The organism is Ancylobacter crimeensis (genome assembly GCF_023016805.1).
In the GTDB taxonomy this organism is placed as follows: Bacteria; Pseudomonadota; Alphaproteobacteria; order Rhizobiales; family Xanthobacteraceae; genus Ancylobacter; species Ancylobacter crimeensis.
Genome location: NZ_JALKCH010000013.1, coordinates 77,239 through 100,788, shown reverse-complemented (window position 1 = coordinate 100,788; position 23,550 = coordinate 77,239). Strand labels below are relative to the sequence as shown.

Genomic DNA, 23,550 nt, shown 5'->3' with positions numbered 1-23,550 from the left:
GGTCAGGCGCGCGAAAGCAGCGCCTCGGGCAGGCCGCGCGCCACGGTCTGCGCGATCAGCGCCACCAGCACCGCCTTCACGGTGTCGCCGGGAATGAAGATGAGGCAGGCCTTGGCCGCATCCGCGAGCGACAGCCCGCCCAGCAGCGAGAGACCGGCAATGCCGAACGGATACAGCACCAGAATCCCGCCCACCACCGCGGCCAAGAAAGCCGACGGCAGCACAGCCCTGCTTCGAAGGCCTTGCATCAGCAGGCCGGCGACGAAGGCCGAAAGCGGATAGCACAGGAGGAAGCCGGCCGAAGGGCCGAAGAACACCCCGATCCCGCCGCGCCCGCCGGCCAGCAGGGGCGCGCCAAGCGCCACCGCGAGCAGGAACAGCGCCACCGCAGCCGCCCCGCGCCAGGCGCCGAGCATCACCCCGGCCAGCATGATGCCCATGCTCTGCGAGGTGATCGGCACGCCGAAGGGCAATTCGAATTTCGGCATCAGCCCCATCGCCGCGATGATGGCGGCATAGAGCGCGATCTGGACGAGGCTGCGTTCGCGGGTGATGGCGTTCATCGGCGGTTCGCTCGCGGTGCGCCGCCACGGGCGGCCAGCGCCTCGGCGACATGGTTGGACAGTCGGAGTGTCTGGATACAGAAGGGCGCCAGAAGACGCCAGCCGCCACGCCTGCCGGTACGGGCGCGATACGCTTCGTTCAGCGCCTCCCATAGCGCGAAGATGAGCGGCACGAAGCGGATCATCATGGCCACCATCAGCGCGACCGCGCGGGGGGCGACGCCGAACAGCGCCAGCGGGCGCAGCAGCGGCTCGATCGCGTCCATCATCTCGTCCATGCGGGTCGTCATCGTCACCGCATTGGCGATCATCACGATGCCGAGGATGCGCAGCACCGAAACCGCCCCGAGCCGTGCGTCGCCGCTCCACAGGTGGAACGCGAACAGAATGACGAGCAACGGCAGCAGCGGTCGCAGCAGGGCGATCTGCCTAACCGCCTCGCGCCCCAGTGCGGCGTACAGCACGAGCGCTGCCAGCAGCAGCGCCATCATGACGGGCAGGCTGTCGAGCGGCGTCACGAGGAGGCTGAGGATCGCCAGCGCGCCGAGTTTCAGCCACGCCGGCAGGCGATGAGCCCATGTGCGCTGCGCGAGATAGAGCGAGATCACGCCGCTCCCTCCAAGGGGTCGGCACCTTCGGCAGCGGCGAGCCGTTCGGCGCCGTGGCGGCGATAGGCGGCGATCACCGCCTCCGGCGCGCCATCCATCGCTATGCGCCCGGCTTTCAGCCAGACCACGCGATCATAGGCCGAGAAGGCGTCGAGCTCATGGGCAATCAGCACGACCTGCTGCGGCAGGCGGGCGATCAGCCGTTCCAGGCCGAGCCGGGTCGGCAGGTCGAGGCTGGAGAAGGGTTCGTCCAGCACCAGGACGGCGGGCTCCATCACCAGCACGGCGATGATGCACAGAAGCTGCTTCTCGCCTTCCGACAGCGCATGGACCGGCCGGTCCGCCCAATGGGCGCGACCATGGCGGGCAAGCGCGCCGCTCGCCTCCGCCGCCGCCTCGCGCCGGGTGCGGCCGGCCTGTTCCAGGCTGAAGGCGATCTCCTCGATCACGGTCGGGAAGATGATCTGGTGGTCGGGGTTCTGGAAGATGAAGCCGACCTTGCGCGGCAGCGCGCCCGGCTCCTTCGCCGCGTCGATCCCGTGCACCTCGACGCGACCGGCATCGGGGCTGAGCAGGCCGTTCAGCAGGCGGATGAGCGAGCTCTTGCCGGAACCATTGTCGCCGATGAGACCAATCCGCCGCTCGGTGAGGTCGAGCGAGATTCCATCCAGCACCACCCGCCCTCCCCGGCTGAGGGTGACGCCATCGAGGCGGATGAGCGAGGGATCGGCGGGGATGGACACGAGGGCTTATCCGCAGGCTGCGAGAACAAGAGGCGGGAAACGGCCCTTTTTAAGCGCTCATACCCGTCCGTCCAGCGGATTGGCAGCTTTTCTGCGGCAGAACACCATTGAGGCACACCTACTTCGTTACCGGAAGAGGAGCTCCGAGCAAAGCGTGCACACAGGTGCGGAAACGGGCAAAAGCGGCAACGCCGTCCCCGGCGCGGGCGCGGATGATGGTGCCCTCGTAAAGATCGACCACGCAGGCCGAGACAAAGCCCACATCCAATGCGGGATCGACCTCTCCCGCCTGCTGCGCCTCCGCGATGAGGCCTGCGAAATCGGCTTCCCAGCGGGCGAAGACGTCGGCGAGTCGCTCCTTCACGGGTGCGCCGAGGGAGGGGGCGGCCAGCGCCATGACGCCGTAGAGGCAACCCGCGACCTCGGAGCGCGACAGCGCCTCCTCCTCAAGATGGACGAGGTAGCGATCGAGGCGCGCGAGCGGGCCAAGCGCGGCATCGGCGAACAGCACCTGCCGGTTGGCCCGGTAATGCTCGGCATAAGCTGTGAGCACCTCGGCGGCGAAGGCCTCCTTGCTGGGGAAGAAGTGGTAGAAGGAGCCCTTCGGCACGTCGATGGAAGCCAGCAGGGGGCCGAGGCCGGTGCCGGCATAGCCGTGCTCCAGCAGCGCCTTCCAGCCCGCCTCGACGATGCGCCCGCGCGTCGGGTTGTCCTCTTTCGTCGGGTTGTCTTCTTTCATCGACAGGGCTCCGTTGTGGCCGAGCACGTCCCGAGTCGGACACGCTCCCGTTCTGCCCGTCCGGCACAGCTTCCGCCGGCGACGATCACGCCATTTTCGTGGAAGTCGATACTAGACGACCGGTCTACTCTGGACTATGAACTGCATATACTCCGTTTCCAGGAGAATTTCCATGCCTGTCGGCAACGCCACCGGACGCTCCGCAGGGCGCGTGCGAACCATCGGTCTCACGCTGGTCCTTGTATCCACGGTGCTGTGGAGCACGGTCGGCTATTTCGTCCGGCTGGCGGATGCCGACACCTGGACGATCGTGCTGTGGCGCTCGCTTTTCGCCGCGGCGGCGCTGGTGCCGTTCTGGCTCGCCACCTCGCGCAACCGCATGGCCGCGCTGCGCATGACCCTGACCGTGCCGGGACTGGTGGCGATCGGGCTCGGGGTTGTCGGAAACATCACTTATATCGTGGCGCTGCACCTCACCACGGTGGCGACCGTGATGACGATCTATGCCGCCCTGCCCTTCCTGACCGCCGGCATCGCTTTCTTCGCCCTTCGGGAACAGGTGAGTGGGCGCTTCCTGCTGGCCGCGCTGGTGGCCGTCGCAGGCATCGCGGTGATGGCCGGCGCCGCGGTGTCGGGACGCGATCTCGCCGGCATCGCGGTTTCCATCCTGATGACGGGAAGCTATGCCGGCTATCTGGTGCTGGTGAAGAAGCGCCCCGGGCTCGACATGACGCTGGTGAGCATCATCTCGGCGCTGGGCGGGGCGCTGGCGGCACTGCCGCTGGTGCCACACGGCCCGCAGGCCGGCATCCTGCCGGGAACACATGCCTTGATGGTCTGCGCTCTGCTTGGTGTGCTGACGACCGGCCTCGCCAATGTGCTCACGCTGGTCGGGAGCCGCGACATCGGGTCCGGCGAGGCCGGCTTCCTGCTTCTGCTCGACATCGTCCTCGGCCCGTTCTGGGTCTGGCTGGCTTTCGGCGAGACGGTCGGCCCCTCGGTGCTCGCCGGCGGAACGCTCGTGGTCGCAGCCGTCGCCTGGTATCTCATGGGCGGCGACAGCCGGAGAACGGCGCCGGCAACATCTGCCGAAAGCGCCGTTCTGGCGGAAGGACCGCACAGCGCCGCCACCGTCCGTACGTGCCGGGAATCGAACTGACCCGCACTTCGGTCACCCCGGGGAGAGCGAACCTCCCGGAGACAGCGACCGGGCGAAGGAAGCCGACCGGCGGGAAAGCAGCCGGCAAAGAAGCTCCGGGCTACGATCCCCGGCTGGACGGCTTCCAAAAGGCATGAGGCTTCAAGTGCCCAGCCCTCAGAGCATCTCCAGCCCGCGCTTGCGGCTCGGCGGGCGGAATTCGGCGTCGAGGGCCGCGCAATCGGCAGCTTCCAGTTGCACTTTGACCGCCCCGACATTCTCCCGCATATGTTCGGGCCGCGAGGCCTTGGGGATGGCGATGGTGCCGATCTCGCGCATCACCCAGGCGAGCGCGACCTGATACGGCTTGACGCCGTGCTTGGCCGCGACCCTGGCCAGCGCGCCGCCCTGAGGCAGCCGGCCCTGTTCGATCGGGCTGTAGGCCATCAACGGCACCTCATGTTCCTGCAACCAGGGGATGAGGTCCCATTCCGGGCCGCGGCGGCTCAGGTTGTAGAGCACCTGGTTGACCGCGCAGGCATCGCCGCCCGGCGTCTCCCACAGCTCCTCCATGTCGTCGGTGTCGAAATTGGAGACACCCCAATGGCGGATATTCCCCTGGCTCTTCAGATGCTCGAAACCGATGATCGTTTCTTCCAGCGGCACGCCGCCGCGCCAGTGCAGAAGATAGAGGTCGAGCCGGTCGGTGTTCAGGCGCTTCAGGCTGCGTTCACAGGCCGCCACCACGCCGGCCCGGCTGGCGTTGTGCGGATAGACCTTGGAGACGAGGAACACCTTCTCGCGCAGCCCGGCCAGCGTCGCGCCGAGGAAGCTCTCGCAGGCACCCTCGCCATACATCTCCGCAGTGTCGACGAGCCGCATGCCGAGTTCCACGCCGAGGCGGACCGATTCGGTTTCGGCAGCACGGGCGGCGGCACGCTCCCCCATCATCCAGGTGCCGATGCCGAGCTGCGGCACCGTCTCGCCTCCCGGCAGAACCACATGTTGCATCGGCTGTCTCCTTCCCTTGGCTGACGTCTCAGGCGTTCCACTGGCATGCCATCACGACCGGCAGGACGCAATCGCCGCCGCAGCCGTGCTAGATTGATCGCGAACCAACGCCGCCCCATCCCGCCCGCCGCCTCGCCCCCGCCGACCCCCTTTCGGATCGCCACGCCCCATGGCCCTTCCCTTCCCCGCCGCACATCCGGCGAGCGCCACCGACACCGCGCTCTCGATCGGCCTCAGCGCCGTCATCGTGGCGGTGACCGGTGACGATCCGAAGGTGCTGGCGGTGCGCCATGGCGGGCATGAACAACTGCCCTCCGGACCGCTGGAGCGCGACCACCGCACGCTGGAGCAGGGCCTGCGGAATTGGGTGGAGCGGCAGACCCACCAGGTGCTCGGTCATGTCGAGCAGCTCTACACCTTCGGCGATCGCGACCGCCGCGAGACCGACGGAGAGCATGCCGCCCGTGCGCTGTCCGTCGCCTATCTCGCTTTGGTACGCGAGGCCAGGCCGGCGGGCGACGCCGATGCGGCATGGGAGAGCTGGTACCGCTATTTCCCGTGGGAAGACTGGCGCGAAGGCCGCCCGGCGGTGCTCGACGCCATCGAGCCGGGACTGCGCGCCTGGGCGGCGACGGCGCCAAATGCCGGGGTCGGCTCGATGCGGGCGGAGCGGCTCTCACTCGCCTTCGGCTTCGGCCAGAGCCGCGATGAAGAGCGGGTGCTGGAACGCTATGAACTGCTCTACGAGGCCGGACTGGTGCCGGAAGGACTGCGCGAGCGCGGGGTGGAGCTGGCGCCGGGCCGCGCGCTTTTGCCCGGCGTCGAGATGGCGGGCGACCATCGCCGCATGCTCGCGCTCGCCATCGCCCGGCTGCGCGCCAAGATCAAATACCGCCCCGTCGTATTCGAGCTGATGCCGCCGACCTTCACCCTCGGCCAGCTGCAGCGCACGGTGGAGGCATTGTCGGGCGTGAACCTGCACAAGCAGAATTTCCGCCGGCTGATCGAGCAGCAGCGTCTTGTGGAGGAAACGGGCGAAGCCACCAGCGAGACCGGCGGGCGTCCGGCACGGCTGGTGCGCTTCCGCCGCGAGGTGCTGCTCGAGCGCCCGGCCCCCGGCGTACGCCTGCCGGGCGCGGGCGGACGGCGCTAGGGCATTTCGCAAGCCATTGATATAATGTGATTTTCCTCGCCATATGTCCATTCTGTCGCAGCCCCGTGACACTCCGTTGACAGAACTTATACTCAGTCCTAGCATAACCCCCATCGCCGGGCCTTGACCCGGTTTCTTCGTACCCCATTTATGCTCATACTGAGCATAAGGGAGGAAGCCCGATGCTGGATATCACCGCTGCCCTGCGCGAGGATCCGCGCGCCGATCACGTTCCCGCCGCGGCCCGTGCGGATGGCAACCTTCCGCTTCCCCATCTTTATGAGCGGGTCGCACGCCACGTCACGCCCGCCGAGTGGCCGCTGATCGCCCGCGAGGTCGAGGCGATCGAGCGGCTGAAGAGGACGCACAATGCCGTCATCCTCGGCCACAACTATCAGGCGCCCGAGATCTTCAACACGGTGGCCGACATTGTCGGCGACAGCCTGGCGCTCGCCCGCGAGGCGGTGAATGTCGATGCCGACATCATCGTCATGGCCGGCGTGCACTTCATGGCCGAGACGGCGAAGCTGCTGAATCCTTCCAAGACTGTGCTGATCCCGGACGCGACGGCAGGCTGCTCTCTGGCCGAATCGATCACCGCCGCGGACATCCGGCTGCTGAAGCAGCTTTATCCCGGCGTGCCGGTGGTGACCTATGTCAACACCTCCGCCGAGGTGAAGGCCGAGAGCGATTATTGCTGCACCTCCGGCAATGCCGTGAAGGTGGTGCGCGCCGTCGCGAAGGAGCGGGGCGTCGATCGCATCCTGATGCTGCCGGACGAATATCTCGCTCGGAACGTGCAGAAGGAGGTGCCCGAGATCGAGCTGATCGCCTGGAAGGGCCATTGCGAGGTGCATGAACGCTTCACCCCGCAGGACATCCGCGACCTGCGCGAGGCCCATCCCGGCGTCGTCGTGCTGGCCCATCCGGAATGCCCGCCCGAGGTCGTCGCCGAAGCCGATTATGCGGGCTCCACCGCCGGCATGTCGGACTATGTGCGGGACGAGAAGCCGGGTCGGGTGGTGCTGATCACCGAATGCTCGATGGCCGACAATGTGTCGGTGCAGTACCCGGACATCGAATTCGTGCGGCCCTGCAATCTCTGCCCGCATATGCGCCGCATCACCCTGTCGGCGATCCGCCGCTCGCTGGAGACGATGACCCAGCAGGTCGAGATCGACCCCGCCATCGCCGATCGCGCCCGTGCCTCGGTGGAGCGGATGCTGGCCATTCGCTGAGCGAGGCACCTCACGGCGGGCCGGATGTCCGCCGCGAAGCGCCCATGGAACGTGCGCGGCCGCAACCGGCCCGCATGACCTGCAGCTGCGGTCCACGCCGACGCCAGCGGCCGCGACCCGCCATGAGCGGGCCTCCCGAGGATCTGAACAGATGGACGGATCGGATCGCATCATCGTCGTCGGGGCCGGCATTGCCGGCCTCGCCACCGCACTGCGCCTCGCCGCGCCGCACGCCCCGCTCAAGGTGACGCTCATCAGCGCCGGCACGCTCGGCACCGAAGCCGCGACCGCCTGGGCGCAGGGTGGCATCGCGGCCGCGCTGGACCCGGATGACCACCCGAACCTCCACGCCATCGACACGCTGAAGGCTGGCGCTGGGCTCTCCGAACCCGTCGTCGCCCACCTCGTCGCCGGTGGCGCAGGAGAAGCGATCGGATGGCTCGAAACACTGGGTGCGCCGTTCGACCGCGATGCCGCCGGGCGGATCGCGCTCGGGCTGGAGGCAGCCCATTCTCGCCGGCGCATAGCCCATGCCGGCGGCGACGCCACGGGACGCGAGGTGCTGAAGACCCTCATCCGCGCGGCGCTGACCTCCTCGAACATCGAGATCCGCGACCACACCCGCCTCACCGGCCTGATGCGCGACGGCCATGGCCGCATCGCCGGCGTCAGCGTCGAGCGTGCTGGCGAGCGGATCGTGCTGCATGGCCGCGCGGTGGTGCTGGCGACGGGCGGACTCGGCGGGCTCTACGCCTCCACCACCAACCCGCTCGCCGCGACCGGCCTCGGCCTTGCCTGTGCGGCGCAGGCCGGGGCTGTCCTGCGGGACATGGAGTTCGTGCAGTTCCACCCGACCGCCATCGCCGTAGAGCGCGACGGCGGCCCGGCCGAGCCGCCGCCCATGGCGCTTGCCACCGAGGCTTTGCGCGGCGAAGGCGCCGTGCTGCTGAACGATGCCGGCGAGCGCTTCATGCTCGGTACGCCGGGCGCCGAACTCGCCCCGCGGGACGTGGTGGCGCGTGGCATCTTCGCCCAGATCGCCGCCGGACACCGGGTGGTGCTCGACGCCCGTCTGCCTGATCTCGAGCGGCGCTTCCCGAGCGTGGTCGCGCTGTGCCGGACCCATGGTGTCGACCCGGTCGCGGCTCCGATCCCGGTGCGGCCGGCAGCGCATTATCATATGGGCGGGGTGGAGGTGGACCTCGATGCCCGCACCAGTCTGCCCGGCCTCTATGCGGTCGGCGAGGTCGCATCCACTGGACTGCACGGCGCAAACCGGCTCGCCAGCAATTCATTGTTGGAGGCTCTGGTGTTCGGCAGCCGAGCCGCCCTTGCGATCGCCGGCGAAGCGATGCGTCCGGTTGCCGGCCTCGCCCCCGCCACCCCCGCGCCGCGGCCGTCACGACTCGACCTCATTCGCCCGCTGATGGACGACAAGGTCGGCGTGGTTCGCGACGCGGTGCGACTTCGCGAGGCGATCGACACCCTCGCCCGACAGGCACACGACGGCACCGAGCCGGCGGCCACCGTCGCCCTTATGGTGGCCCGGGGTGCGCTCGCCCGCGAGGAGAGCCGCGGCGGCCATTTTCGTGCGGACGCGCCGCAGACCGCTGCGAGCGGCCTGCATGCGCGTATCACGCTTGCCGAGACGCTGCCCGCCCGCCCCGAGCCGCAGGTGGCCTGACCGGCCTATCCCCTCCTTCCTCCGTTTGCCGCGAGCTGTCATGACCGCTTCCGCCCCCCTCTCTCCCCTGCCGCGACTCCTCGTCGAGCCGATCCTGCGTGCTGCCTTCCTTGAGGATCTCGGCCGGGCCGGCGACGTGACGACCGATTCGGTTGTGCCAGCCGGCGCTCTGTTCACCGCGGTGATCGGAAGCCGCCAGCACGGCGTCGCCGCCGGCACCGATGTCGCGGCGCTGGCCTTCGAGCTGTTCGATCCGACGCTGGAGGTACTGGTGGAACGCTGCGACGGCTCTCCGCTGCGCCCCGGCGACGTAGTCATGCGGGTGGAAGGGCGCGGCCGCTCCATACTCACCGCCGAGCGCGTGGCGCTGAATCTCGCCTGCCGGCTGTCCGGCATCGCCAGCGCCACCGCCTCGCTGGTTTCCATCGCCAAGCAGCACGGCCATGCCGACGTGGTGTGCACGCGCAAGACGACGCCCGGCCTGCGAGCGCTGGAAAAGCACGCGGTGCGGGCCGGCGGCGGGGCCAATCATCGCTTCGGGCTCGATGACGCCATCCTCATCAAGGACAACCACATCGCCATTGCCGGCGATGTTGCGACCGCCATCCGCCGCGCCAAGGGCCATGCCGGCCACATGGTGAAGATCGAGGTGGAGGTCGACACGCTGGAGCAGCTCGACCTCGCCATGGCCGAAGGGGTGGATGCGGTTCTGCTCGACAACATGGACCCCGAGACCCTGCGCCGGGCCGTCGCGCTGGTGGACGGGCGGGCGCTCACCGAGGCGTCCGGACGCATCAATGCCGAGACCATAGGTCCGGTGGCGGCGAGCGGGGTGGACCTCATCTCGGTCGGCTGGATCACCCATTCCGCGCCGATCCTCGATCTCGGGCTGGATGCCGTCACCTCGCTCTGAGCTGCGCGGACAGCATGGCTCACGCACGCCCCCTTCCTTGGTCGCACATGCACTGCCCTTGAATTCGGCATGTGCGTGTGCGATGCAATAGATGTCTGATAATGATCCTGCGGGAGAGACCGACCGTCCTCCCAGGGGCAGTGTCGGCGCCGACGGAGCAACCCCCCAGGAAACTCTCAGGCACCGAGGACCGCAGGGTCAGGACGATCTGGAGAGAGGCGCAGGCGCCGATCGCGCGCCGGGTGCCCACCGAAGGGGAAGCCCGAGACAGGGGAGAGGTCCGGTACGCCGGCATCTCCAACCCTCCCGGGGCGAGCTCTCAGGTACCGCGACAGATTGGGGACAGCCGGAACCGGGCCCGGACGGGCGCACGGTTCCTCGTGGTCCTCATAACGCGCGGGAGAGCCCCATGCGCCATATCGCTGTTCTCGGAGCCGGCATCACCGGCATCACCACCGCCTATGCCCTCGCCCGCAAGGGTTATGACGTTACCGTCATCGATCGCCAGCGCTATGCGGCGATGGAGACCTCCTTCGCCAATGGCGGCCAGTTGTCCGCCTCCAATGCCGAGGTGTGGAATTCCTGGGCGACGGTCATCAAGGGCATCAAGTGGATGTTCACGCAGGACGCCCCCCTGCTGATGAACCCCAAGCCCTCCTGGCACAAATATTCCTGGATGGCCGAATTCCTCGGCAACATCCCGAACTACCGCGCCAATACCATCGAGACCGCACGCCTCGCCATCCTGTCCCGCAAATTCATGTGGGAGATCGCGGCGCGCGAAGGCATCGACTTCAACATGGAGAAGCGCGGCATTCTCCATATCTACCGCGACAAGGCGAGCTATGACGGCGCCGCCGAGGTCTCCAAGCTCTACGCCGCCGGCGGCCTCTCCCGCCGCGCCGTGACGCCGGACGAGATGCGCGCCATCGAGCCGACCCTGCACGGCAGCTATTATGGCGGCTTCTTCACCGAATCCGACTTCACCGGCGACATCCACCGCTTCACCCGCGGCCTCGCCGATGCCGCGCGTCGCCAAGGCGTGCGCTTCATTACCGAGGCGAATGTCGAGACCGTGCGCCACACCGGCACCGGGGTCGAGATCGGCTGGACGCTGCCGGGCGAGGGCGAGGCGGGCATGTCTCTCGATGTCCGCGAGAGCTTCGACGGCGTGGTGGTCTGTGCCGGCGTCGGCAGCCGCGCCATCGCGGCCAGGCTGGGCGACCGCGTCAATGTCTATCCGGTGAAAGGCTATTCCATCACCGTGATGCTGGATGACGAAGAAAGTCGCAACGCCGCCCCGTGGGTCAGCCTGCTCGACGACAAGACCAAGATCGTGACCAGCCGCCTCGGTGCCGACCGCTTCCGCGTCGCCGGCACGGCGGAATTCAATGGCGAGAACCGCGATATCCGCGCCGACCGCATCCGACCACTGGTCGACTGGACGCAGAAGCTGTTCCCCGGCATCAATACCTCGCGCTCGGTGCCGTGGGCAGGCCTGCGCCCGATGCTGCCCTCGATGATGCCGAAGGTCGAGCCAGGCAAGCTGCCGGGCGTGTTCTACAACACCGGCCACGGCCATCTCGGCTGGACGCTGTCCTGCGTCACCGCGGAGATGATCGCCGAGAAGGTGGCACAGTCCCTGCCCGTCGAAACCCCTGCCGGCGCCAATGTGCACGCCTTCGCCAAGGCGGCGTGAGGTTCGCGCGTCCATGATACAGCCCGGCGGTAGATCCCGCCGGGCCTGGGGCGGGCGGCGCATCTCGAGGAGCCGCGCCTTATGGATGAAACCGCTCCACGCTCCCTCACCTGCCGGCTCGCCGAGGCATTGCATGCCGGCCAGACCGACAAGGCAGGCCAGCCCTATTTCCGTCATCTGGAGCGGGTGGTCCGCCATCTGCTGGCACGCTGGCCGGATGCCACCCATGACGAGATCGATGCCGCGTGGCTGCACGACGCGCTTGAGGACACCGCGGCTACGCGCCGCTCGCTGATCGCCGCCGGCATCTCGTCCGAAGCAGTGCGGATCATCGAGGCGGTCACCCGGCCGGAGGGCGTGGAGTATCTCCGCTGGCTCGAAGACCTCGCCGCGACCGCCGACCGTTCCGTGCTGCGGGTCAAGCTCGCCGACAATGCCGACAACCGCGACCCGCAACGCGTTGCCCTTCTTGCCGATGGCGGCCGCCGACTCGTGGAACGCTATGAGCCGGCGGCCGCCCTGCTGGAAGCCGGTCTGCGCCGCGCCGGCTGATCGGCCTACAGTTCCACCGCCCGCAGCCGCAGCGCGTTGGCGATGACGCTGACGGACGACAGCGCCATGGCGAGCGCTGCGACCATCGGCGAGAAAGTTAAGCCGAAGAGCGGATAGAGCGCGCCCGCCGCGATCGGTACGCCCGCCACGTTGTAGAGGAATGCGAAGCCGAGGTTCTGGCGGATATTGGCCATCACCGCCTGCGACAGCCTGCGGGCCTTCACGATGCCAGCGAGATCGCCCTTCAGCAGCGTCACGCCCGCGCTCTCCATCGCGACATCGGTGCCGGTGCCCATGGCGATGCCGACATCGGCGCCGGCAAGGGCGGGCGCGTCGTTCACCCCGTCTCCGGCCATGGCGACGACACGGTCTTCGCGACGGAGCCTTTCGACCACCTCACCCTTGTCGGCCGGGGCAACATCGGCCTCGACCTCGGAGATGCCGAGCCTGCGCGCCACCGCCTCCGCGGTGGTGCGATTGTCGCCGGTCAGCATGATGACGCGTACCCCCTCCTCGCGAAGCGCGGCAAGCGCCGGCGCGGTGCTGTCCTTGATGGGATCGGCGATGGCGAGCACGGCCGCAGGTTGGCCGTTCACGCCGAGAAAGATCGCGCTGGCGCCGTCGCGCCGCAGTTCGTCCGCCCGGGTGGCGAGCGGGGCGACATCGATGCCGAGTTCCTTGAGGAAGGCGGCGCTGCCAATCATCACCCGTTTGCCGGCGACGAGGCCGTAAGCCCCTTTGCCGACCGGGCTGTCGAAGCCGCGGACCTTGGGAATGTCGAGGCCGCGCGCCTTCGCCGCCTCCAGGATGGCGTGGGCGAGCGGGTGCTCGGATGGCGCTTCCACCCCCGCGGCGAAGCCCAGCGCCTCGTCCTCGGTGAAGCCTTCCACCGTTTCCAGCGCGGTGAGCGCGGGCTTTCCGGCGGTGAGCGTGCCGGTCTTGTCCACCACCAGCGTGTCGACCGCGGACATCCGCTCCAGCGCCTCGGCGTCGCGGATCAGGACGCCGGCCTGCGCACCGCGTCCGACACCGACCATGATCGACATCGGCGTGGCGAGACCCAGCGCGCAAGGGCAGGCGATGATGAGCACCGCAACCGCCGAGATGAGGGCGTGGGCGAAACGCGGCTCGGGTCCGAACACCATCCAGCAGGCGAAGGCGACGACAGCGGCCGCCACCACCGCCGGTACGAACCAGCCGGCCACCCGATCGGCAAGACGCTGGATCGGTGCGCGGGAGCGCTGGGCATCCGCCACCATCTGCACGATGCGGGCGAGCATGGTGTCGCGCCCCACCTGCTCGGCGCGGATGGTGAGTGCCCCGGAGCCATTGATGGACCCGCCGATCACCTTCTCGCCAGCGCTGCGCGTGACCGGCATGGATTCACCGGTGATGAGGCTTTCGTCGAGAGCGGAGCGCCCCTCCTCCACCAGGCCGTCCACCGGCACCTTTTCGCCGGGACGGACACGCAGGCGGTCGCCGACCACGACCTCGTCGAGCGGAACCTCGTCCTCGCCCCCATCGTCCTTCAGCCGTCGGGCGGTCTTCGGCGCAAGGTCGAGCAAGGCGCGGATGGCACCGGAGGTCTGTTCGCGGGCGCGCAATTCCAGCACCTGGCCGAGCGCGACCAGCACGGTGATGACCGCCGCCGCCTCGAAATAGACGCCGACCGTTCCCCCCTCACCCTGGAAGGTCTCGGGAAACAGGCCGGGCGCCAGCACCGCGACGAGGCTGTAGAGATAAGCGACGCCGGTGCCGAGCGCGATCAGCGTGAACATGTTGAAGTTGCGCGTCACCACCGACTGCCAGCCGCGCTGGAAGAACGGCAGGCCGACCCACAGCACCACGGGCGTCGCCAGCACCAGCTGGATCCAGGCCGACACCTCAGGCGGCACGAGGTGGTGCAAAGCGGGGAACAGATGCCCGCCCATTTCCAGCAGGAAAATCGGCGCCGTGAGAACGAGGCCAATCCAGAAACGCCTCGTCATGTCGGCGAGTTCGGGATTCGGTCCTGCATCGAGGCTCACCTGCATCGGCTCCAGCGCCATGCCGCAGATGGGGCATGTGCCGGGTCCGATCTGGCGCACCTCGGGGTGCATCGGACAGGTGTATTCGGTGCCTTCCGGCACGGTAGCGGCGTCCCGGCGTCCCTCGAGATATTTTGCCGGATTGGCCTGGAACTTGGTACGGCAGCCCGCGCAGCAGAAATAATAGGTCTGTCCGCCGTGTTCCGCGCGCTCGGTCGCGGTGTGCGGGTCCACATCCATGCCGCAGACAGGGTCCTTCACCATGTGCGTATGCGAGCAGGCGCCGGGTGCATGAGGGCGGGAGGCGTGGTCATGCGCCGAATGATCGTGGGAGGCGGCAGTGTGGGAGGTGGCAGTGTGGGCCTGCCCGGAGCAGCACTCCGCATCCGGTTGCGCGACCGGCTTTCCGCCATGGCCTCCGCAGCAGGCAGACTTTTCCTCTGCCGATCCGGTTCCGTGGTGATGCTCGTGCGTCATGGCTGGCTCCTATACCCTCGCGGGGTATGTGCGGCTTGCGATATATACCTGGTAGGGGTATATGTCCAGCATGCAGAACGACACCCGCACCTCCTGCCTGAAGCGCCTGAACCGGATCGAAGGTCAGGTGCGCGGGCTATCGAAGATGATCGAGGACAACCGCTATTGCATCGACATCGTCACCCAAGTGGCGGCGGTGCGGGCGGCGCTGAAGCGTGTCGAGGAAGAGGTGCTGCGCGACCACGTCGCCCACTGCGTTGAACACGCCATCCGCTCCGGCGACGCCGACGAGCAGCGCCGCAAGGTGGCGGAGTTGATCGACGTGCTCGGGCGGGTGAAGGGTTAGCCGGATTTCGAGCAACCTGGCTTTCACCTACGCTTTGTAAATATCCCCGAACCGATCGCGCAGAAGATTCTTCTGCACCTTGCCCATGGCGTTGCGCGGCAGTTCTTCGACGAACAGCACGCGCTTGGGCAGCTTGAACTTTGCGAGCTTCGGCGCCAACGCCGCCTGCACATCCGCCTCGGTTAGCGTCGCGCCATCGCTCATCACCACGACCGCAGTCACGCCCTCGCCGAAATCGGCATGGGGTACGCCGATCACCGCGCTCTCCACCACGCCGTCGATGGCATCGATCTCGGTCTCGATCTCCTTGGGATAGACGTTGAAGCCGCCGGTGATGACGAGATCCTTGCCTCGTCCGACGATCTGCACCCGGCCGTCGAGGTCGATCTGACCGAGATCGCCGGTGACGAACCAGCCCTCGCGCAATTCGGCGGCGGTCTTTTCCGGCATGCGCCAGTAGCCCGAGAACACGTTCGGCCCCTTCACCTCGATCATGCCGATGGCGCCGGCGATCAGCTCGCGCCCGGTGTCGGGGTCGGTCACCTTCACGCTCACGCCCGGCAGCGGCATGCCGACCGTGCCCGGCACCCGCGTCCCGTCATGGGGGTTCGAGGTGATCATGTTGGTTTCGGTCATGCCGTAGCGTTCGAGGATCGCGTGGCCGGTGGCGTCCTGCCATGCGCGGTGGGTCTCGGCCAGCAGCGGCGCCGAGCCGGAAATGAAGAGCCGCATCCCCGCGCTCGCCTCGCGGGTGAGGCCCGGCAGCGACAGGAGGCGGGTGTAGAAGGTCGGCACCCCCATCAGCACGCTGGCACGGCCCATGAGCGCGAGCACCTGCCGGGCGTCGAATTTCGGCAGGAAGATCATCGAAGCGCCGGCCAGCAGCGTCACATTGATGGCGACGAACAGGCCGTGCGTGTGGAAGATCGGCAGCGCGTGAATCAGCACGTCGTCGGCCGAAAAGCGCCAATGCTCCACCAGCGTCGCGGCATTGGAGGCAAGGTTGCCGTGGGTGAGCATCGCCCCCTTCGAACGGCCCGTGGTGCCGGAGGTGTAGAGCAATGCGGCGAGGTCGTCGGCTCCGCGTTCGGCATCGGTGAACTGAGGCGCCGCCCCGTCGGCCGCCACGCGCAGCGTACCCTGCCCAGCGCCGTCCAGCGTCAGCACCTGCGCGACGCCCGCCCCGCGCGCGATCGGGGCCAGCGCGGCATGCTGCGCCGGGTCGCAGACAAAGATCTTCGGCTCGGCGTCGCCGAGGAAATAGCCGATCTCGGCCGGCGTGTAGGCGGTATTCAGCGGGAGGAACACTGCCCCCGCCCGTACCGCGCCGAGATAGGCGAACACCGCCTCAACGCTCTTTTCCACCTGAAGCGCCACCCGGTCACCCGGCGTCACGCCCAGAGCCGCGAAGGCCCCGGCATAGCGGGCCGATCGAGCCAGCATGTCGGCATAGGTCAACACCTCTCCCTCGGCCGTCTCGATGAAAGGCCGGGCGGGGTCGGCGATGCGGGCGCGGATGAGATCGAACAGGTGATTGGTCATGGCGCAAGAACGGTCATGGCGGGAGGAACAGGCTCAGGGGGCCGTGAGGCCGAGCGAAGCGACATAGTCGCGGTTCACCTCGGCTGCGGAAAAGCGGGCATTGGCGAGATAGGCGTTCAGGGTGGCGACGACCTCCGCCTGCGGCGGCTTCTGCATGGAAGGCCACGCGCTCGTGGGCGCGCTGCCGAAGGCCGAGATCGCATCCCAGCCCTCCGGCTTGCGGATCGAGACCACGGTGGAGGCGGAATCGAGGTTCTTGTAGGTCCAGAAGCTCCAGCCGATGCCGAACGTCTCGTTCAGCGCCCGGTATCTGGCGTTCCATTCATTGGTGAGCTCGCCCGTCTCGCCGAGGAAAAGCGGCACCTGCCAGCGATTGGAGAAGTTCACATAGTCCTGCACCTCCCGTCGCTCGGGGCTCGCCCAGAACTTGTGGTAGGTGTAGGCGACGTTGCTGTCGAAAGGCGGGCCGAACACGCCGAAATTGGTGCTCCACTGCGCCGCGGCGAGAATGACCGGGTGGTTGGGATCCACGGCCCGGATCGCCCGCGTGATCCGTTCATAGAGCGGTTCAAGGCGAGGATTGAGGTAGTCCTGATCGTGATAGGGCGAGATCGGCTCGTTGAGCAGGTCATAGCCGAGAACCGCGGTTTCGTTCGCGTAGCGGCTGGCGATCGCGGTCCACATGTTGATGGTCGCACGCTGATATTTCGGCACGTAGAAGGTCAGCGGGTAGCCGACACCGTCATCATGGTTCACCCCGGTCTGGCCGCCCGGCGCGGCATGGATATCGAGGATCGCCTTTATGCCGTGCGTGCGGGCCCAACCGATCACCCGGTCGAGCAGCATCCAGCCCTCGCCGTCCGGGTTCACCTTTTCCGGGTCGGCAGGGTCCATGAAGAACTTCCAGTGCAGGGGGATGCGCACCGTGGTGAAGCCGACCTTCGCCAGGAAGGCGACGTCGTCCTCGGTGATGTAGACATCCCGAAACTCCTTCCAGAACCGCGCGGCCTCCTCAGGTCCTGCCAGATAGGAGATGACGTTCTCGATCTCGCGCGGCGAGCGCTGCACGTCGAATTTGAACATGTAGCCTTCCGGCAGCAGCCAGTTGCCGAAGCTCATGCCCTTCACATGAAAGGTCGACCCGTCCGGATTGACGAAGCGTGTGCCGTCCGCCCGCACGAAACCAGAAACGGGCGCGGCCTGCGGCGCAGCGGCAGGCGGGGCGTCGGGCATGGTCTGCGCGGCGACGCCGGTGAGCGAAGCGAACAGAAGGACGGCCGAAAGGCAGAGGGGTAAACGGAAACGCGGCATGGTGGCGAACCTATCCGCCGCCCCCGCCGCTCGCAATCGGTGTTCACGCTTTGCTGACGCCGCCGCGCTGCAGGCGTGACATGTAGGCGTGACACCGGGGCACGGGCGGGTTAAGCGAGCAAGGACGAGCCTTCTCATCGATCTCCCCTCGCTCAGTCGGGCTGCCCGCGTGACATCGCTGTACCAAGCCGCTTTCCTGCTGATCGCCATCCTGTTCGTCGCTGTCGCCTGCTGGCGCGGGCGCCTGCATCCGCTGATCGCGGTCGTCCTCGGCGCGGTGGGCTTCGGCCTTGCCGCAGGCATGGCCACCAGCCAGATCGGCAAGTCCTTCGGCATCGGCTTCTCGCAGTCCATCCAGTCGCTCGGCCTCGTGGTGCTGGCCGGGGCACTGATCGGCGAGATCGCCGATGGCGCCGGGGCGACGAGCTGGCTCAACGCCAAGACCGCGCTGCTCAGCCGGCGCGCCGTGGCGCTCCTCATGCCCGCGCTCGGCCTTCTCGGCGGCATCGCGTCTAGCCCGGCGGCGGCCTATGCGCTGCTCGGCCCGCTGCGCCGCGCGCTGAGGGGCGATTCGCCCCGCCCGGCGCTCATCCTCGGCCTCTCGCTCTCCGCCGCGCATGGCGCGCTGTTGCCGGCGCCGGTGATGATCGCCGCGGTCACCATTCTCGGCGCGAGCTGGTGGGCGGCACTCGGCTTCGGCATTCCTCTCGCCCTTCTCGGCATCGCCATCGGAACGGGTTTTGCGCGGCTCGCCGTGCCACGCGTCGCCGCTCCGCCGGAGGCGCCTGAAGAGGTCGCTGATCCCGGCCTGCTGCATCGGCCGAAGCGGGCCGCGCAGGTGCTGCTTCTGGTCAGCGCGGTGGTCGTCACACTGCTGGCCATCCAGTCGCTCGGCGACATCGCCAGCGAGCCCTTCGGCGGCGGCCCGAACCGCGAATTCATCCTCGGTCTCGGCCGCCCGCTGATGCTGCTGGTGGTCGGTGTCGGGCTGATGGCTTTGCTCGCGCGTCCCTGGCAGCGTGACGGGCTTTCGGAGGACGGCTGGGCCGGGCGCGGCATTTCGCGAGTCGCGACGCTGATCCTGCTCATCGGCATGGCCGGAGGGCTCCAGAAGCTGATCCAGGATACCGGCCTGCCGGAAATGAATGCCGAGCGGCTCACCGCCTGGGTGCCCGCGCAGGCACTGATGCTGGCGCTGCCTTTCGCGCTCGCGGCGGTCATGAAAACGCTGCAGGGCTCGTCGTTGGTCGCCGCGATCACCGCCGCAGGCATGATGGCGCCGCTGCTGGTCCCGGTCGGGCTGGACGGCGCGAGCGGCCGCGCGCTTGCCGCACTCGCCGTCGGTGCCGGCTCCATGACGGCGCCGCTGATCACCGATGGGCTTTTCTGGCTGGTCGGTTCCGCCATGGGTGCGGGGCCTGCCGGCACGCTGGCGCGCTTCAGCCTCGGCACGGTGATCCAGGGGCTGGCGAGCCTCGGCCTGCTGATCCTGCTCCACGTCGTCTTCACCTGAGAAGCGGCACTGGCGAGGCCTCGCTCGCCCCTCCCGGTATGAAGAAGGCCTGAACCATGATGCGTCGACGCACCTTCCTTGCCGCCGCGGCCGGCCTGCCCTTCATGGGGCATGGCGGACGGGCGCAGACCTCTCCGAGCGAGGCGCCCGTCGCACCCGGGGTTCCGACCGGCGCGGTGCCGGACGCGGTGCCGCCGGCCTTGCCGAAGCTGCCGCCGGACTTCCTGTGGGGTGCGTCCACCTCCTGCTATCAGATCGAGGGGGCGGTGAAGGCGGATGGGCGCACGGACAGCATCTGGGACGTGTTCTGCCGCCAGCCGGGCAAGATCGCCGACGGCACCAATGGCGATGTCGCCTGCGACCATTACAACCGCTACCGGGACGACATCGACCTGCTGGCGCAGGGCAATTTCCGCGCCTACCGCTTTTCCACCGCGTGGCCGCGCATCCTCCCGCAAGGTACCGGGGCGGTGAACACGGCGGGGCTCGACTTCTACGACCGCTTGGTCGACCGGCTGCTCGAAAAGGGCATAGAGCCGTTCGCCTGCCTCTACCACTGGGACCTGCCGCAGGCTCTGCAGCAGCGCGGCGGCTGGCACAACCGCGACATCGCCGGCTGGTTCGCCGATTACGCCGAGGTGACGGTCGGCCGGCTCGGCGACCGGGTGAAGCGCTGGGCCATGCTGAACGAGCCCTCGGTCCACGCCATCTTCGGCCACGCCTTCGGCAACCACGCGCCCGGTCTCACCGGCTGGCCGAGCTATGTGAAGGCGCAGCACCACCAGAATCTCGCGCAGGGTACCGCCATCGCCGCCTTGCGCGCCCGCCGGAACGATCTTCAGCTCGGCACCGTGTTCTCACTGCAGCCGGTCGCCCCCGCCACCGACAAGCCGGAAGACGCCGCCGCTGCCCGCCGGGTGGATGCGGCGTGGAACACCATCAATCTCGATCCGCTGTTCAAGGGCTATTACCCCGAGGTATACGCCGCCGACTTCGAAACGGTTACTCAGGGCGACGACCTCGAGCGCATCAAGGTGCCGGTCGATTTCCTGGGCGTGAACTATTACGGCCCCGGCTATCTGGTGAACGCGCCAGGCAGCGTGCTGGCCGATGCCACGTGGGGCGCCCTCCCGCCCGGCATGCCGGTGACCGCGCTCGGCTGGCCGGTCGATCCTTCTGGCCTCGTGCGGGTGCTTGCCCGACTACGCGATTCCTACGGCAACCCTTCGGTCTTCGTCACCGAGAACGGGGCCTGCTATGACGACCCGCCGGTGACCGAGGGTCGCGTCTCCGATCCACAGCGCGTCGCCTATCTTCGCGACCATCTCTTCGCCTGCCGGCAGGCGATCGACCAGGGCTGCGCGCTGCGCGGCTATCTCGTGTGGTCGCTGCTCGACAATTTCGAATGGGCCGAGGGCTTCCGCCGGCGCTTCGGCGTCGTCCATGTCGATTTCACCACGCTGGTGCGCACCCCGAAGGACTCGTATCGCTTCCTCGCGGAGGTCATGAAGCCGGCATGATCGCGCGCAACCCTGTGCCGCGCACAGGTAATTGCGCCCACATGGCGCTCTTGTGATACGAACGTCAAACGGGTGGGATTGTAAGGACCGATCCGCCCATCCCCGGCCAACCGATCGGCCAAGCAGAGCATCCGCATGCAGACAGACGACCCCCGCATTTCCGAGATCATCGACTTCATTGCCGCCGAGGTGGGAGTCGAGCGCGGCCTGCTGACGCCGCAGACCCCGGTGGCCGACCTCGGCATCTCTTCGCTCGACCTGATCGAAACCATCTTCAAGCTGGAAAGCCGGTTCGACATCGAGATCCCGAATGACGGCCCGCTCAACGGCAATGATGTGACGGTCGGCGCGCTGGTGGATCATGTCGCCGCGCTGCTCGCGGCCAAATCGGGCGGCACCGCGGAGAAGACCGCCTGATGGCGAATCGCGTCGCCATCACCGGCATCGGCGCCCTTTCCGCGCTGGGACATACGGCCGCCGAGCATCTCGACGCCTTGAGGGCCGGCCGTGTCGGCATCGGCCCCACCCGGAACGTCGACACCGAGGGCCTCAAGGTCCGCATCTCCGGCGAGGTGCACGGTTTCGACCCCAAGGCGCATTTCGACGACCGCCAGATCGGGCTGATGGACCGCACCGCGCAATTCGCCGTGCTGGTGGCGCGCGAGGCGGTGCAGGCGGCAGGCGCGCCCTTCGAGGGTGTCGAGCCCGAGCGCGCAGGGGCGATCTTCGCTGCGACGGTCGGCTACCAGGCGGTCGATGCCGGCTATCAGCGCATCTATGAGGCGAAGAGCCGTCCGCATCCCTTCACCGTACCCAAGGCGATGCCGAGCGCGGCGGTGAGCCATGTCAGCATCGATCTCGGCCTTCGCGGGCCGGCCTTCTCCATCGCCTCGGCCTGTGCTTCCGCCGCCCATTCGGTCGGCACCGCCTTTCACATGGTGCGCGCCGGCATGCTGGATGTCGCAGTAGCCGGCGGCTCGGAAACGCCCCTCACCCCCGGCATGATGCGGAGCTGGGAAGCGCTGCGCGTGCTCTCGCCCGATGGCTGCCGTCCCTTCTCGAAGGACCGCAACGGGCTCGTGCTGGGCGAAGGCGCCGCGGCCGTGGTGCTGGAGGACTGGGACCGCGCCAAAGCGCGTGGCGCCACGATTCTCGCCGAGATGACGGGCTTCGGCATGAGCGCCGACGCGCAGGACATGACGGCCCCCGACGCCACCAGCGCCGCCCGCGCCGTGTCGCTCGCGCTGAAGGACGGCGGCCATGCACCTGAAGAGATCGACTACGTCAACGCCCATGGCACCGCCACGGTCCTGAACGACCGCACCGAGACGGCGGCACTGCGCATCGTGTTCGGCAACCGGCTGGCCGCGCTGCCGGTGTCGTCCACCAAGTCGCTCTACGCCCATTGCATGAGCGCGGCGGGCGCCCTGGACCTGGTCTCGACCGTATTCGCCCTGCGCCACGGCTTCCTGCCGCCCACCATGGGCTTCAATGAGCCGGATCCGGAGTGCGACATCGACTGCGTGCCGAACGCATCCCGCCCTGCCGACATCGAAACCGCCATCTCAAACGCCTTCGCCTTCGGCGGTCTCAACGCAGTGCTGGCGCTGCGCCGGGCGGGGTGAATCTCACTCCTCCACCACAAACCCCTCTCCTGCCATGCCGGCCAGCGTGCGGATGGCGTTCTGTTGAGCGGCCAGCCGTGCCCGGCAGAAGACCGCGAGGTCGCTGGGCAGGCGGCCGAGTTCGTGGCGACGGGCGATCAGGGTGAGCCGGCGCGACAGACGCGGGCCCGGCAAAGCGTGGCAGGCGAAACCCTGAAGCGGGAAGCCGGCCTCATACAGGCAGAGCGGCGTGGTGATGGCGAAGCCTTCTCCGCCGACGACCGCCGCCGTCACGCCGAAAGGTGTGTCGAACTCGATGCGCCGGGGAATCTCCAGCCTGAGGCGGCGAAGATGGCGCTCGATCTCGAGCCCGGTATGCGAGCGCGCGCTGTAGCGCACCAGCGGGCCCCGCTTCGCTAGCGCGGCGAGATCCGTAGGGGACGCGGGCACCGGCCAGTCCGCCGGCAGGAGCAGCACATAGGGTTCACCGAGCAGCGGCCAGCGTTCCAGCCCCTCGATCTCGTCGAGATCGCCCGCCCCGACCAGCAGGTCGAGCTGGCGCGTGAGCAGCGCGCTGACATGGGAGGATGTGAGGCCGGAGAGGAGCGACACCTCGTCCGCCGCCCGCCGCAGCCGTCCGGCGAGCGGAGCCATCAGCGTGCGCGAGAGGGAATCGACCAGCCCGGCGCGGACCAATGGCAGCCGCCCATGCTCGGTGTCGCGGAGCATAGGGCCGATCTGCCGGGCTTCGGCCAGCAATGCCCCGGCCCGCTGCCGCAGCAGGGCGCCGGCGGCGGTGAGGGCCAGCGGACGGGTGGCGCGATCGAACAGCGCGACGCCGGTGCGCCGCTCGATCTCCGCGACCGCCTGCGACATGGCGGGCTGGGTCAGCCCGAGCCTGCGCGCCGCCTCCGCCATGCTGCCGGCATCGCACACGGCGAGAAAGAGTTCGAGCGCACGCAGGTCGAAGGGCAGGCTGTCTGGCGGGGACATAGGGCTCCTGCAGCGGGTGGGGTGTGGGAGACCGTCATCCCGGCCGAAGCGAAACACCGAGCCAGGACCGGCCTCCGCGTGACGAGGACCAGCCCTGCGGCGTGATCCCGGATCGCCCGCCAGCCGCCCGGAATGACGGTAGCCATTGGCATCCAGACTATAAACAAAACTTATAT

General features: G+C 68.2%; 21 protein-coding genes and 1 riboswitch. Of the genes, 12 read left to right on the top strand and 9 right to left on the bottom strand.

What is annotated here, in order from left to right:
- Nucleotides 1–2 precede the first annotated feature (2 nt).
- From MWN34_RS17505 to MWN34_RS17490, 4 genes are all read right to left on the bottom strand, one after another.
- Complete coding sequence (locus MWN34_RS17505) at nt 3–563, bottom strand: biotin transporter BioY (protein ID WP_247030594.1); 561 nt, start codon at nt 561–563, stop codon at nt 3–5.
- Entirely contained in the window at nt 560–1,171 is a 612-nt protein-coding gene (locus tag MWN34_RS17500; RefSeq protein WP_247030593.1) for an energy-coupling factor transporter transmembrane component T family protein, read from the bottom strand. Before MWN34_RS17500 ends, MWN34_RS17505 begins: the two co-directional genes overlap by 4 nt.
- Nucleotides 1,168–1,914, bottom strand: a complete 747-nt coding sequence (locus MWN34_RS17495) for an energy-coupling factor ABC transporter ATP-binding protein (RefSeq protein ID WP_247030592.1) — start codon at nt 1,912–1,914, stop codon at nt 1,168–1,170. The genes MWN34_RS17500 and MWN34_RS17495 overlap by 4 nt, the downstream gene beginning before the upstream one ends.
- Before the next feature lie 118 nt (nt 1,915–2,032).
- Entirely contained in the window at nt 2,033–2,653 is a 621-nt protein-coding gene (locus MWN34_RS17490) for a TetR/AcrR family transcriptional regulator (RefSeq protein WP_247030591.1), read from the bottom strand.
- Between the two features lie 172 nt (nt 2,654–2,825).
- Here MWN34_RS17490 and MWN34_RS17485 point away from each other — a divergent pair, with 172 nt between their 5' ends.
- Nucleotides 2,826–3,812, top strand: coding sequence for a DMT family transporter (locus MWN34_RS17485; protein ID WP_247030590.1), 987 nt, complete (start codon nt 2,826–2,828; stop codon nt 3,810–3,812).
- A gap of 156 nt (nt 3,813–3,968) precedes the next feature.
- On the opposite strand, the gene MWN34_RS17480 is transcribed toward MWN34_RS17485, so the two are convergent.
- Nucleotides 3,969–4,802 carry an aldo/keto reductase gene (locus MWN34_RS17480; RefSeq protein WP_247030589.1) on the bottom strand — a complete coding sequence of 278 codons (834 nt, stop codon included), beginning with the start codon at nt 4,800–4,802 and terminating at the stop codon, nt 3,969–3,971.
- A gap of 169 nt (nt 4,803–4,971) precedes the next feature.
- Between MWN34_RS17480 and MWN34_RS17475 the strand changes: the two genes are divergently transcribed.
- The 6 genes from MWN34_RS17475 (at nt 4,972) to MWN34_RS17450 (ending at nt 12,041) form a co-directional block, all read left to right on the top strand.
- Entirely contained in the window at nt 4,972–5,955 is a 984-nt protein-coding gene (locus MWN34_RS17475) for an NUDIX hydrolase (protein ID WP_247030588.1), read from the top strand.
- Nucleotides 5,956–6,137: 182 nt separating this feature from the next.
- Complete coding sequence (gene nadA, locus MWN34_RS17470) at nt 6,138–7,193, top strand: quinolinate synthase NadA (protein ID WP_247030587.1); 1,056 nt, start codon at nt 6,138–6,140, stop codon at nt 7,191–7,193.
- A 151-nt stretch (nt 7,194–7,344) separates the two neighbouring features.
- Nucleotides 7,345–8,877 (top strand): L-aspartate oxidase, encoded by a 1,533-nt coding sequence (locus MWN34_RS17465; protein WP_247030586.1) that lies wholly within the window; start codon nt 7,345–7,347, stop codon nt 8,875–8,877.
- Nucleotides 8,878–8,917: 40 nt separating this feature from the next.
- Nucleotides 8,918–9,790, top strand: coding sequence for a carboxylating nicotinate-nucleotide diphosphorylase (nadC, locus tag MWN34_RS17460; protein WP_247030585.1), 873 nt, complete (start codon nt 8,918–8,920; stop codon nt 9,788–9,790).
- Between the two features lie 100 nt (nt 9,791–9,890).
- Nucleotides 9,891–9,993, top strand: a riboswitch (glycine riboswitch).
- A gap of 206 nt (nt 9,994–10,199) precedes the next feature.
- On the top strand, nt 10,200–11,489 hold the full coding sequence (locus MWN34_RS17455; RefSeq protein WP_247030584.1) for a D-amino acid dehydrogenase: 1,290 nt from the start codon (nt 10,200–10,202) through the stop codon (nt 11,487–11,489).
- An 81-nt stretch (nt 11,490–11,570) separates the two neighbouring features.
- Nucleotides 11,571–12,041, top strand: a complete 471-nt coding sequence (locus MWN34_RS17450; protein WP_247030583.1) for an HD domain-containing protein — start codon at nt 11,571–11,573, stop codon at nt 12,039–12,041.
- A 5-nt stretch (nt 12,042–12,046) separates the two neighbouring features.
- On the opposite strand, the gene MWN34_RS17445 is transcribed toward MWN34_RS17450, so the two are convergent.
- Nucleotides 12,047–14,332, bottom strand: coding sequence for a heavy metal translocating P-type ATPase (locus MWN34_RS17445; protein WP_247030582.1), 2,286 nt, complete (start codon nt 14,330–14,332; stop codon nt 12,047–12,049).
- A gap of 283 nt (nt 14,333–14,615) precedes the next feature.
- Here MWN34_RS17445 and MWN34_RS17440 point away from each other — a divergent pair, with 283 nt between their 5' ends.
- Nucleotides 14,616–14,891, top strand: coding sequence for a metal-sensitive transcriptional regulator (locus MWN34_RS17440; protein WP_247030606.1), 276 nt, complete (start codon nt 14,616–14,618; stop codon nt 14,889–14,891).
- Nucleotides 14,892–14,918: 27 nt separating this feature from the next.
- Here the strand turns inward: MWN34_RS17440 and MWN34_RS17435 are convergent, their stop codons facing one another.
- Together MWN34_RS17435 and MWN34_RS17430 are read right to left on the bottom strand one after the other, a co-directional pair.
- Nucleotides 14,919–16,433, bottom strand: coding sequence for a malonate--CoA ligase (locus MWN34_RS17435; protein ID WP_247030581.1), 1,515 nt, complete (start codon nt 16,431–16,433; stop codon nt 14,919–14,921).
- Nucleotides 16,434–16,466: 33 nt separating this feature from the next.
- Nucleotides 16,467–17,744, bottom strand: coding sequence for a glycoside hydrolase family 5 protein (locus tag MWN34_RS17430; RefSeq protein WP_247030580.1), 1,278 nt, complete (start codon nt 17,742–17,744; stop codon nt 16,467–16,469).
- A 169-nt stretch (nt 17,745–17,913) separates the two neighbouring features.
- Here MWN34_RS17430 and MWN34_RS17425 point away from each other — a divergent pair, with 169 nt between their 5' ends.
- From MWN34_RS17425 to MWN34_RS17410, 4 genes are all read left to right on the top strand, one after another.
- Nucleotides 17,914–19,257 (top strand): GntP family permease, encoded by a 1,344-nt coding sequence (locus tag MWN34_RS17425; RefSeq protein ID WP_247030579.1) that lies wholly within the window; start codon nt 17,914–17,916, stop codon nt 19,255–19,257.
- Nucleotides 19,258–19,313: 56 nt separating this feature from the next.
- A complete protein-coding gene (locus MWN34_RS17420) occupies nt 19,314–20,777 on the top strand; it encodes a GH1 family beta-glucosidase (protein WP_247030578.1) in 1,464 nt (487 codons plus the stop codon).
- Between the two features lie 135 nt (nt 20,778–20,912).
- Nucleotides 20,913–21,194, top strand: coding sequence for an acyl carrier protein (locus MWN34_RS17415; protein WP_247030577.1), 282 nt, complete (start codon nt 20,913–20,915; stop codon nt 21,192–21,194).
- The gene (locus tag MWN34_RS17410) at nt 21,194–22,402 is read left to right on the top strand and encodes a beta-ketoacyl-[acyl-carrier-protein] synthase family protein (protein WP_247030576.1); all 1,209 of its coding nucleotides are present in this window, start codon (nt 21,194–21,196) and stop codon (nt 22,400–22,402) included. Before MWN34_RS17415 ends, MWN34_RS17410 begins: the two co-directional genes overlap by 1 nt.
- Nucleotides 22,403–22,405: 3 nt before the next feature.
- On the opposite strand, the gene MWN34_RS17405 is transcribed toward MWN34_RS17410, so the two are convergent.
- Nucleotides 22,406–23,374 carry a LysR family transcriptional regulator gene (locus MWN34_RS17405; protein WP_247030575.1) on the bottom strand — a complete coding sequence of 323 codons (969 nt, stop codon included), beginning with the start codon at nt 23,372–23,374 and terminating at the stop codon, nt 22,406–22,408.
- Nucleotides 23,375–23,550 lie beyond the last annotated feature (176 nt).

What these genes read in the sequence shown, in the direction of transcription:
- MWN34_RS17505 (WP_247030594.1), bottom strand. Translation starts at nt 563, where the DNA reads ATGAACGCCATCACCCGCGAACGCAGCCTCGTCCAGATCGCGCTCTAT.
- MWN34_RS17490 (WP_247030591.1), bottom strand. Translation starts at nt 2,653, where the DNA reads ATGAAAGAAGACAACCCGACGAAAGAGGACAACCCGACGCGCGGGCGC.
- MWN34_RS17485 (WP_247030590.1), top strand. Translation starts at nt 2,826, where the DNA reads ATGCCTGTCGGCAACGCCACCGGACGCTCCGCAGGGCGCGTGCGAACC.
- MWN34_RS17480 (WP_247030589.1), bottom strand. Translation starts at nt 4,802, where the DNA reads ATGCAACATGTGGTTCTGCCGGGAGGCGAGACGGTGCCGCAGCTCGGC.
- MWN34_RS17475 (WP_247030588.1), top strand. Translation starts at nt 4,972, where the DNA reads ATGGCCCTTCCCTTCCCCGCCGCACATCCGGCGAGCGCCACCGACACC.
- nadA (WP_247030587.1), top strand. Translation starts at nt 6,138, where the DNA reads ATGCTGGATATCACCGCTGCCCTGCGCGAGGATCCGCGCGCCGATCAC.
- MWN34_RS17465 (WP_247030586.1), top strand. Translation starts at nt 7,345, where the DNA reads ATGGACGGATCGGATCGCATCATCGTCGTCGGGGCCGGCATTGCCGGC.
- nadC (WP_247030585.1), top strand. Translation starts at nt 8,918, where the DNA reads ATGACCGCTTCCGCCCCCCTCTCTCCCCTGCCGCGACTCCTCGTCGAG.
- MWN34_RS17455 (WP_247030584.1), top strand. Translation starts at nt 10,200, where the DNA reads ATGCGCCATATCGCTGTTCTCGGAGCCGGCATCACCGGCATCACCACC.
- MWN34_RS17450 (WP_247030583.1), top strand. Translation starts at nt 11,571, where the DNA reads ATGGATGAAACCGCTCCACGCTCCCTCACCTGCCGGCTCGCCGAGGCA.
- MWN34_RS17445 (WP_247030582.1), bottom strand. Translation starts at nt 14,332, where the DNA reads ATGGTGAAGGACCCTGTCTGCGGCATGGATGTGGACCCGCACACCGCG.
- MWN34_RS17440 (WP_247030606.1), top strand. Translation starts at nt 14,616, where the DNA reads ATGCAGAACGACACCCGCACCTCCTGCCTGAAGCGCCTGAACCGGATC.
- MWN34_RS17435 (WP_247030581.1), bottom strand. Translation starts at nt 16,433, where the DNA reads ATGACCAATCACCTGTTCGATCTCATCCGCGCCCGCATCGCCGACCCC.
- MWN34_RS17430 (WP_247030580.1), bottom strand. Translation starts at nt 17,744, where the DNA reads ATGCCGCGTTTCCGTTTACCCCTCTGCCTTTCGGCCGTCCTTCTGTTC.
- MWN34_RS17420 (WP_247030578.1), top strand. Translation starts at nt 19,314, where the DNA reads ATGATGCGTCGACGCACCTTCCTTGCCGCCGCGGCCGGCCTGCCCTTC.
- MWN34_RS17415 (WP_247030577.1), top strand. Translation starts at nt 20,913, where the DNA reads ATGCAGACAGACGACCCCCGCATTTCCGAGATCATCGACTTCATTGCC.
- MWN34_RS17410 (WP_247030576.1), top strand. Translation starts at nt 21,194, where the DNA reads ATGGCGAATCGCGTCGCCATCACCGGCATCGGCGCCCTTTCCGCGCTG.
- MWN34_RS17405 (WP_247030575.1), bottom strand. Translation starts at nt 23,374, where the DNA reads ATGTCCCCGCCAGACAGCCTGCCCTTCGACCTGCGTGCGCTCGAACTC.